The following is a 9,312-nucleotide window of genomic DNA, read 5'->3' on the forward strand; positions in this document are numbered from 1 at the left end:
TTAGTCAAAATCAGGACGTGCTTTCTTCTATTTTTGAGACTTTTTGCCCAGCCTCTCTATTACTGGAAAAATCGAGACCTAAGCTCGATTTTTAGCCATGAGATTCGCGATAGCGAAGCTGCTGGCGTCCTTTTTACTACTACATCTGGAAGTCTATTCCTACGCATCCATTTCTACAAATACAACCTTCAAATAATCACTCAACGATGTATGTGGTGCCACTGGAAAATCCAACGGCAATTTCTTCTGATGCGCTATTCGATACCTTCTTCCAGAAGAACGAAGCCCCTTATGAATCATCTCTAAAAATTGCTTCTCTGAAACATTTGCCGCATTCGTCGACAAAATTAAATTCCCATTTTTTGCTGTTAACGGAACTAATTGCTCCACTAAACCAGCATAATCTTTCGCAACCGAAAAAGTTCTCTTCTTCGTACGAGCAAAACTAGGAGGATCTAACACAATCGTATCAAACGTTAAAGCTTTCTTTGCTGCATATTTAATATAATCAAATACATCCATTACATAAATCTTTTGTTCAGATGCATCAATTCCATTTACCTCGAACTGTTCCCGAGTCTTCTCTAAACTTCGATTGGCAACATCCACACTCGTTGTTTGAACCGCACCACCCATTGCTGCAGCTACAGAAAACGCTCCTGTATAACTAAATAAATTCAAAATCGTTTTCCCAGCACTATAGTCATCTCTTAACAACGTACGAACTTCACGTTGATCTAAAAAGATACCTGTCATCAATCCTTCATTAAGATACGTTGCATAACGAACTCCTTCTTCTTGAACAATCAATGGCTCACTCACCTTCACTCCTTTTACGAATTGACTCTCCGGTAATTTATCTTTTGAAGCATAACGAATCTTTTCATAAATACCTTGGATACATGGAATTGCTTCTTGCAATTGTTCTACTATCAACTCTTTCCATTGATAAATCCCTGCACTATACCATGAAACAACGACAAATCCATCGTACCAATCAATCGTAATCCCACCTAGTCCATCTCCTTCTCCGTTAAACAGGCGAAAAGCTGTCGTACTGTTATCCATCATTAAAGAAGAACGTTTTTGTGCAGCCTTTTGGAATAAGCCTTTTACAAATTGAGGAGTTAATTTCTCACCATCTTTTTTAGAATAAACCCATCCAATCCCTTTATGTTGAAACCCTACATAAGCCATTGCCAAAAATTCTTTCTTTTCATCACAAACACGAACACATTCGCCTTCTTTTGCTTCGAGAGGTTTGGCTAAATCCTCTTGATTTAATAAAGGAGACCCTTTTTTCACTAATTTAGCTGCTTTCGTTTTTAAAATGATTTCTTTCATAATTCTAATCTCCTTTTTCTTTCTTGATATTTTTTATAACACCAATATCCAAAAACACTTCCCAAAGCATTACAAATCACATCATCAATATGAGTGACACCTGTTGAAAATAACCATTGACTAATTTCTATTATAAGAGAGATAGATAAACCAGCCCAAAAAGATAGTTTATAATGACTTTTCTCTTTTAATAAAATCCCACAAAATAAACCTATTGGCATAAACCAAATAATATTCCCAAAGACATTATAATATGCTGCAAATAGTGATCCATGCATAAATAATTTTACACTATCTACAAATGGTATCCAATAAATGTCTTGCAAAGGTCGTGGTGAAATCCTCATTAGTTTAAAAATACTCGATTGTCGAAAAATCGTAATATTTAACAATACAAGTAAATAAAAAATAAACAAATGAAGATAACTCTCAAATTTCCAATCAATCTTTTGTTTGTGATATTTTCTAAATAAGAGAGAAATCGACCATACTCCTACCCATCCAATAAAGAATATAAGAGCATGATCGATACTATTCATTAAAAGACGAATCAATGGGAAATGATTTATTCGTCCGTCCAATAACTGTTCTAGCCATTGATAGATTGGTTCTAATAACAACATTTCCCGATTCATCCCTTTCCTTATTCTTTTTCTTCTTTTCCAGGGAATGTAAGTGTAAATGTCGTTCCCTCGCCAATTTCACTTTCTGTCTGAATCGTTCCATGATGACTGTTCATTAATGAATGAACAATCGCTAGACCAATTCCAGACTCCCCATATTTTGTACTCTTTCTTGAAACATCTGCTTTATAAAATCGTTCCCAGATTGCTTCTACTTCTTTTTCATTGATTCCAATTCCATCGTCAATAATTTGAACAATAGCTTTCGTGTCTTCATTCCATCCTTTAAGAAGAATATGTCCCTTATCTGTAAACTGGTTCGCATTTTTCGTCATATTCACTAAAATTTGAATAAAGCGATCATAATCCGCATAAACTGTAAAGTTTTCCGAATATTCACAGCGTAAGTCATTCCCCTTATTTTTAGCTAATTCTTGCAATTGATCGACAACATTTTGTAAAGCTTCTGCGCCTGAGAAGTTTTGTTTCACTAACACAATTTGATCGGAACGAATTTTTTCATAATCTAGATTTTCATTCACTAATCGGATGAGACGTTGTGTTTCATTCGTAATTAATTCTAAACTTCTCTCGCGGCGGGATTCAGGAATCATATGGTGAATTAACCCTTCCAATAATCCATTCATCGTTGTTAGTGGTGTTCTCATCTCATGAGCTACATCCATCATTAATTGACGTCTTAAATTCTCTTGTCGTTCAATTTCTTGTTCAGATTTCTGTAATGACTCTGCCATCTTATTAAAATCCATTACTAAATCATCAAATTCATCTCGTTTTTGAGTTGGTAGCGAAATATCATAATTTCCTTCAGCAATTTCGTGTGTCGCTTTTCTTAAGCGATTAATTCGTCTTGTTTGATAGTTAGCAAATAAGACACTCAGAATAACTCCTGCCACTGCTGCTGATGAAAATCCTACTAAAATAGAATTTCGTAATTCCGCCATTTCCGTTTCAATACGACTTAATGGACTAGAAATCGCTAGAAACCCATTATAAGTTTGATTATTAAAAATTGGATAATAAATCGTTACTAAATCTGCTGCTTCTCCCACAAAATTATGCTTTGTTTGCTTCATATTAACCGCAGAACCATCTTGAAGATGTTGTAATTCATCATCCGTTAATGAACTTTTAACATTTAATACGGTTGCTGGATAAGTCATTTTATTATCTTTATCAAAAATCGCAACTCCTAAATGTTCATCTTTCAACAAGGATAAGCTGCTATTAATTTGTTCAGCTGTTAAATCATTTACTAAAATCGCTTTGGCATATCCAAATAGTTGTTGCGACCGTTGCATGAAAATTTTATTCGTCATGACATTATAAAACAATAATCCACAAACAACAACGGATACTAATACAACCGATAAAAATCCTACTAATTGTTGGTAAAAATATTTCATCTTCTAAATCCCACTATCATCAAATTTATATCCTACACCCCATACCGTTTGAATGACATGAGGCCCTACTGCTTCAATTTTTTGACGTAATTTTTTAATATGTGCATCAATTGTACGCTCATCACCGTAAAATGGATCTTCCCAAATTTTCGTTAATAAATGTTCTCTTGAGAAAACTTGACGAGGATGTTGTGCCATTAAGACTAATAAATCAAATTCTTTTGGAGTCAAACCATCAATTTTCACCCCATCAATAAAGGCTTCATGAGTTTTTGTATTAATTGAAACGTGTTTTGTTTCTATATCAAATTGTCCTGAATTGGTTGGAGCTTCACTAGAAGTTCCACGTCCAATACGACGATGTAATGCTTTAATACGAGCCATCATTGTTAATGGACTAAATGGTTTCGCCACATAATCGTCTGCTCCAATTTCTAACCCAATAACTTGGTCACTTTCTGAATCTCTCGCTGTTAACATGACAATTGGTACTTGCTCATTCATTTGACGAATTTGACGACAAATTTGCATGCCATCCATTGAAGGTAAATTCAAATCTAAAATCACTAGATCCCATTTATCTTGATGATTCACAAAGGCATCATAGCCTTCTTTTCCATCATGATAAAACTCTGCTGTCCACCCCTCTTTTTCAAAAAACATTTCCATCATTTCACATACTGCTTCTGTATCTTCAATCATTAAAATATGCATCTTACTTCCCCCTTTTTGGATGATTTCACACTTAGTATACCTTAATTTTATGAATCCGTTAACTAGAAAGTATGAAGATTTTGTGAATATGAAAAAGAGACGACCGAAGTCGCCTCAGAATTTTTGTTTTATTTAAGCTTTAGTAGTAATTTAATGACGTCTTTTGAAAATTTTCCAACAAATGAACCCAACAATCATAACGAACACGACTCCCACAATCATCATCGCTCTAAAATGCTCGACAAAAATAACTCCACTAGGCTCTGGAGCTGAATTCCTACCTGTTCGTTCTATATATTTTTCATTTAAGTAAGTAGCTAAAACCTTTTGAGCTGTTTCGTATGGATAAAGCGTATCAAATTTTAATATTCCGGCTTTACTCTTCATCTGATTTTCTTCAAATGGTAGTGAGTGAATGAGTATGCGATATTCATTATCTGATAACTTCACTAAAACAATTGGATCCATCATCACTTTTGTTGGTTGAATATAATAAATGGCTTTTGGGTTGATTGATTGCTCTTTTAATACCTTTTCTATTATTTGAGCAAATGGTTCTACTCCTTCTTCATATTCACCAACGGAAGTAATATCCCATTTTCCAATTTGTTTTTCTTGTTCTGCAACACTCTCTGCAGTCATCAATCCATTTGCTACAGATTTTTTCGCTTCTTCTCTATCAAAATCCTTTACAATATCAAATCGAATTTCTACTTTTGGTTGACGATGAGAAGTTGGTACAACCCAATAATATTCAGTCTTTTTCAATTCTTCTTTTAAACGTACATCATCAACTTGAGGAACACTTTCAAAAAATGATGCCTGTTCATATACTTTCACCGCTTTTTCCCATTGAATATCCGAAGATAGAAATAATTGATTCAACCTCTCCTCTGATTTTGTTACTAAACTCTCAAATTCACTTTGACCGATATCAGAAGCCATATTCTCACTTTCCATTGCCAACACACTTGAACTTCCTAAAGTTAATACCAACATTCCAAGCAAAACAGTGATTATCTTTTTCATGTTGTTCTCCCCCAATCTTCATGTTCACTCATTGCATCTTACTATTTTATATCGTGTATATCGTTGTCATTTATGTATGAAAAGTTCATTATTAAAGCATTCTTCCTAGGTCAACAATCCACACTTATGTTTTCATCTATCCCTTCTGTTATATAACTTCTATATTTCGATTCAATTGTACTGCAACAAATACACTTTGTAAACGATTACTTTTTGTGAAATAAAAAAGAGCTAAGTTCAACCTCTTAGCTCTTTCTCATCTAAAAACTTTCAATCTTTTTCTTGTAATTTGAATCGTAAAATATTCAATTTATCCATTTGTTCATCACTCCATGGTGAACGACGTCTGGAGATTTCTTGATATTGTCTAGATAATTGATCTTGCTTTTTCTTACTTCTTTGAATTTCTTTAAAAAATTCTCTTGCAGATTTTCTTAAAGCACCCTTTTGGAAAATGACCCATTGTTCCGCTAAATCACTCGTTGCTACAGAAACTTGAATGACTTGTGTATTCATTTCGCTAACTGTTCTCTCAATATATTCATCTGCCGTTTCATCTTCTGCTGTAAAAATAACTTTCACTTGAGAAGATTCAAATGACTGAGTAATACCGGGAACAAATTGTGCATCAAAAACAATCCACACTTCAACATGTTCAAATTTTCTAAAATTAGCGCAATGATGGATGAGTAAATCACGAGCACTTTCTAAATCACCTTGTTTTTTTAAACTTACTAATTCAGGCCATGCACCAATCATATTATACCCATCAATGATATATAATTGTTTCTTCATAAATCACCCATTAATGACGAGAACGGAAAACTTCATACATCATTAAAGCACTTGCGACACTCGCATTTAAACTTTGAATATGTCCGGTCATCGGAATCGTAATCATTTCATCAACGGCATCTTTGACGATACGAGAGACACCTTTTCCTTCATTTCCCATCACAATCGCAATTGGGCCTTTTGTATTCCATTGACGATAATCTGTCCCTTTCATATCTGTTCCAAACACCCAAACGCAACGTTCTTTTAATTGTTCAATCGTTTGAGTTAGATTCGTCACACGAACAACGGGAACATGCTCGATAGCTCCAGTAGAAGCTTTCGCTACAGTAGATGTTAAAGAAACACTTCTTCTCTTCGGAATAATAATTCCGTGAACTCCTGTAGCATCTGCCGTACGTAAAATACTTCCTAAATTATACGGATCTTCAATTCCATCTAAAATTAAAATAAATGGATCTTCATTTTTTTTCTGAGCTTTTTCAAAGACATCTTCTAAAGTTGCATATTCATAAGCTGCAATTGAAGCAACCACTCCTTGATGGACAACTTCACCCACAAGATCTTGCAATTTAGCTTTCGGAACATTTTGAATTTGAATTCGGTGTTCCTTTGCTAAATCAATAATCGGAGTAATTTCCTTTCCAGATAAAGCTTCTTGAACCCATAATTTATTCACACGTTCTGGTTGTTGTAACGCTTCTCTTACTGCGTGACGTCCATATACAAAATCTGTAGACTCTTGTTCATTCGAAGAACTTTCCGGTGTATATTTTGGACGAGGTGCTTTTCCCTCTTTTTTGAAACCCTTTGGTTGGCTTCCTTTTCTTCTATTCGAATTTTTTTCTTGTCTAGCCATGTTTTTCCTCCACTTGTTGAATACACCATGCGATGACTTCCTCTAATCGCTCTTTTTGTCCACTTAAATATAAATAACCAATCATCGCTTCAAACCCTGTAGACATACGATAAGTAATGACATCCGCATTTTTCGCCTTTGTATGACTCTTAGCATTTCTTCCACGTTTGAAGTATTCTAATTCTTCTTCTGTTAAAAATGACTCGTTATCCAACATTTGTTGAATTAAATTTGCTTGAGCCTTGGCAGAAACATAACGAGTAGCTTCACGATGCAAAATATTTGGTTTCGTCTTTCCTGTTCTCAATACATGTTGACGAATATATAATTCATAAATACCATCACCCATATAAGCTAATGTTAAGCCATTTAATAAATGCCAATCTTTAATGATTTCCATTATACTCTTCTCCATCTTGTTCCTTGAGCAGTATCTTCTAACACAATTCCTTGAGCTTTCAATAATTCTCTAATTTCATCACTTCGTGCAAAGTTTTTCGCTTTTCTTGCTTCTAAACGTTCATCAATTAATGCTTGAATGTCATCATCTACTAATTCTTCTTGAACTTCTTTCATTCCAAAAATCGCAAATAATTGTTCAGCTTTTTGTAATAATTTTTCTAAAATAACACGGGATACTGCTTCACGCTCTAAATATACATTCCATTCTTTTACGAATTGATATAACACTGTCATCCCGTTAGCTGCATTAAAATCATCATCCATTTCTTCTTGGAATTTTGCTTCTAATGCTTCAAAACTAGCCCATACATCTTGGTCATCTTCTAATGAGTCAACAGCGTTGTTTAAACGGTAACGTGTATTGCTAAAAGTAGTTTGAATTTTTGACACATTCGCTGTTGCTTCTTGTAGTGAAGACTCACTGAATTTCAATGGTCTACGATAGTGGGCACTTGCTAGGAAGAAACGTAAAATTTGAGGGTCAATTTCTTTAATAATATCGTGCACTAATACGAAATTACCAAGAGATTTACTCATTTTTTCTCCATCTTCCCCCATTGTTACAAAAGCATTATGCATCCAATAACGAGCAAACGGATGACCTGTTTTCGATTCACTTTGCGCAATTTCATTTTCATGGTGTGGGAATGCTAAGTCTTGTCCACCACCGTGAATATCAATAGTATCTCCTAAATGTTTTGTCGCCATTACGGAACATTCAATATGCCAACCTGGACGACCTTTGCCCCAAGGAGAATCCCAACTAATTTCACCTGGTTTAGCACTTTTCCATAGAGCAAAATCTAATGGATTTCTCTTTTTAGCATCATCTGCACTTTCCGTTCTTTGGCTAGCTCCTATTTGTAAATCTTGAATACTTTGATCACTTAATTTTCCATAATCTTTGAATTTTTCAGTGATGAAATATACATCTCCACCAGATTCATACGCTGCTTCTTTTTCGACTAATGCTTCTACAAAGGCAATAATATCATCCATTGTATTCATAACGGTTGGATTTAAAGTTGCTTTTTTTACATTTAAAGCAGCTGTATCTTCATAAAAAGCTTCGATATATTTTTTAGAAACTTCTTCCGGTGTCATTCCTGTTTCATTTGCTGCTTTAATAATTTTATCATCCACATCTGTAAAATTAGAAACATAGTTCACATCGTAACCACGGTATTCGAAATAACGACGGATCGTATCAAATGCAACCGTGCTTCTCGCATTTCCAATATGAATATAATTGTAAACCGTTGGCCCACAAACATACATTTTTACAATGCCTGGTTCTAGTGGTTTAAATTCTTCTTTTTGACGTGTTAAAGTGTTATATACTTGAATCATAATTTCCTCCATATAATTCTGTGATTTCTCGTTCTTCTTTTGAATGAATTCGAACAACTTTAGCAGGTAAGCCTACTGCTGTTGTATGAGCTGGAATATCTGATAATACTACTGCTGCTGCACCAATTTTGGCACCTTCTCCAATCGTAACTGGTCCAATGACCTGAACATGAGCGGACAATAATACTCCATCTTCAATGGTTGGATGACGTTTTCCCGTTTGCTTTCCTGTTCCACCTAATGTAACACCGTGGAACATTTTTACATCATCTCCGATAATCGCAGTTTCACCAATAACAATTCCCATGCCGTGATCAATAAAAAATCGACGACCAATTTGCGCTGCCGGGTGAATTTCAATTCCAGTAAAAAATCGACTAAATGTACTCAGCATGCGAGCAAGAAGTCTACATCGGCAAGTAGTATGTAACCAATGTGCTAGTCGATGCATCACTGTCGCATGATAGCCTGGATACGTTAAAATAATTTCTAAACTACTTCGTGCAGCTGGATCGTTCTTTTTATAGGTTTCCATATCCTCTTGAAAACGCCCCATCTTCTCACTCTCCTTTACTCGTACTATTTTTTATTATAGCATATTTTCTACTGTTTTTTCGCTTTCTCAAATTAAGAAACTAAAAAAAGACTTTTCAATGAAGTGACCCCAAAAAGTTAGACTTTTTTTGAGACGACTTAAGTCGTCTCTTTT

Annotated in this window: 10 protein-coding genes; all 10 read right to left on the reverse strand. The window is 34.7% G+C overall.

Features of this window, described 5'->3' with window-relative positions:
- Positions 1-159: 159 nt before the first annotated feature.
- Complete coding sequence (locus RWR88_RS07830) at positions 160-1,344, reverse strand: class I SAM-dependent rRNA methyltransferase (protein WP_314451636.1); 1,185 nt, start codon at positions 1,342-1,344, stop codon at positions 160-162.
- Entirely contained in the window at positions 1,341-1,967 is a 627-nt protein-coding gene (locus RWR88_RS07835) for a VanZ family protein (RefSeq protein ID WP_314451638.1), read from the reverse strand. Before RWR88_RS07835 ends, RWR88_RS07830 begins: the two co-directional genes overlap by 4 nt.
- A gap of 20 nt (positions 1,968-1,987) precedes the next feature.
- The gene (locus RWR88_RS07840; RefSeq protein ID WP_314451639.1) at positions 1,988-3,394 is read right to left on the reverse strand and encodes a HAMP domain-containing sensor histidine kinase; all 1,407 of its coding nucleotides are present in this window, start codon (positions 3,392-3,394) and stop codon (positions 1,988-1,990) included.
- A 3-nt stretch (positions 3,395-3,397) separates the two neighbouring features.
- Positions 3,398-4,108, reverse strand: coding sequence for a response regulator transcription factor (locus tag RWR88_RS07845; RefSeq protein ID WP_314451641.1), 711 nt, complete (start codon positions 4,106-4,108; stop codon positions 3,398-3,400).
- A gap of 150 nt (positions 4,109-4,258) precedes the next feature.
- Positions 4,259-5,137, reverse strand: coding sequence for a hypothetical protein (locus tag RWR88_RS07850; protein WP_314451643.1), 879 nt, complete (start codon positions 5,135-5,137; stop codon positions 4,259-4,261).
- A 270-nt stretch (positions 5,138-5,407) separates the two neighbouring features.
- Entirely contained in the window at positions 5,408-5,932 is a 525-nt protein-coding gene (locus tag RWR88_RS07855; protein ID WP_006703815.1) for an NYN domain-containing protein, read from the reverse strand.
- Between the two features lie 10 nt (positions 5,933-5,942).
- Complete coding sequence (gene rlmB / locus RWR88_RS07860) at positions 5,943-6,791, reverse strand: 23S rRNA (guanosine(2251)-2'-O)-methyltransferase RlmB (protein WP_314451645.1); 849 nt, start codon at positions 6,789-6,791, stop codon at positions 5,943-5,945.
- Complete coding sequence (locus RWR88_RS07865) at positions 6,784-7,182, reverse strand: Mini-ribonuclease 3 (RefSeq protein WP_314349679.1); 399 nt, start codon at positions 7,180-7,182, stop codon at positions 6,784-6,786. Before RWR88_RS07865 ends, rlmB begins: the two co-directional genes overlap by 8 nt.
- 8 nt (positions 7,183-7,190) lie before the next feature.
- The gene (gene cysS / locus RWR88_RS07870; RefSeq protein ID WP_314451647.1) at positions 7,191-8,603 is read right to left on the reverse strand and encodes a cysteine--tRNA ligase; all 1,413 of its coding nucleotides are present in this window, start codon (positions 8,601-8,603) and stop codon (positions 7,191-7,193) included.
- Entirely contained in the window at positions 8,587-9,159 is a 573-nt protein-coding gene (epsC, locus tag RWR88_RS07875) for a serine O-acetyltransferase EpsC (protein WP_314451648.1), read from the reverse strand. Before epsC ends, cysS begins: the two co-directional genes overlap by 17 nt.
- Positions 9,160-9,312: the final 153 nt, after the last annotated feature.

Origin of the sequence: uncultured Granulicatella sp. (assembly GCF_963528195.1) — a bacterium.
In the GTDB taxonomy this organism is placed as follows: domain Bacteria; phylum Bacillota; class Bacilli; order Lactobacillales; family Aerococcaceae; genus Granulicatella.

Bases quoted from the DNA above. Each gene is read 5' to 3' on its own strand.
- RWR88_RS07845 (WP_314451641.1), bottom strand. From the start codon at position 4,108: ATGCATATTTTAATGATTGAAGATACAGAAGCAGTATGTGAAATGATG.
- RWR88_RS07830 (WP_314451636.1), bottom strand. From the start codon at position 1,344: ATGAAAGAAATCATTTTAAAAACGAAAGCAGCTAAATTAGTGAAAAAA.
- rlmB (WP_314451645.1), bottom strand. From the start codon at position 6,791: ATGGCTAGACAAGAAAAAAATTCGAATAGAAGAAAAGGAAGCCAACCA.
- RWR88_RS07840 (WP_314451639.1), bottom strand. From the start codon at position 3,394: ATGAAATATTTTTACCAACAATTAGTAGGATTTTTATCGGTTGTATTA.
- epsC (WP_314451648.1), bottom strand. From the start codon at position 9,159: ATGGGGCGTTTTCAAGAGGATATGGAAACCTATAAAAAGAACGATCCA.
- RWR88_RS07855 (WP_006703815.1), bottom strand. From the start codon at position 5,932: ATGAAGAAACAATTATATATCATTGATGGGTATAATATGATTGGTGCA.
- RWR88_RS07835 (WP_314451638.1), bottom strand. From the start codon at position 1,967: ATGTTGTTATTAGAACCAATCTATCAATGGCTAGAACAGTTATTGGAC.
- cysS (WP_314451647.1), bottom strand. From the start codon at position 8,603: ATGATTCAAGTATATAACACTTTAACACGTCAAAAAGAAGAATTTAAA.
- RWR88_RS07850 (WP_314451643.1), bottom strand. From the start codon at position 5,137: ATGAAAAAGATAATCACTGTTTTGCTTGGAATGTTGGTATTAACTTTA.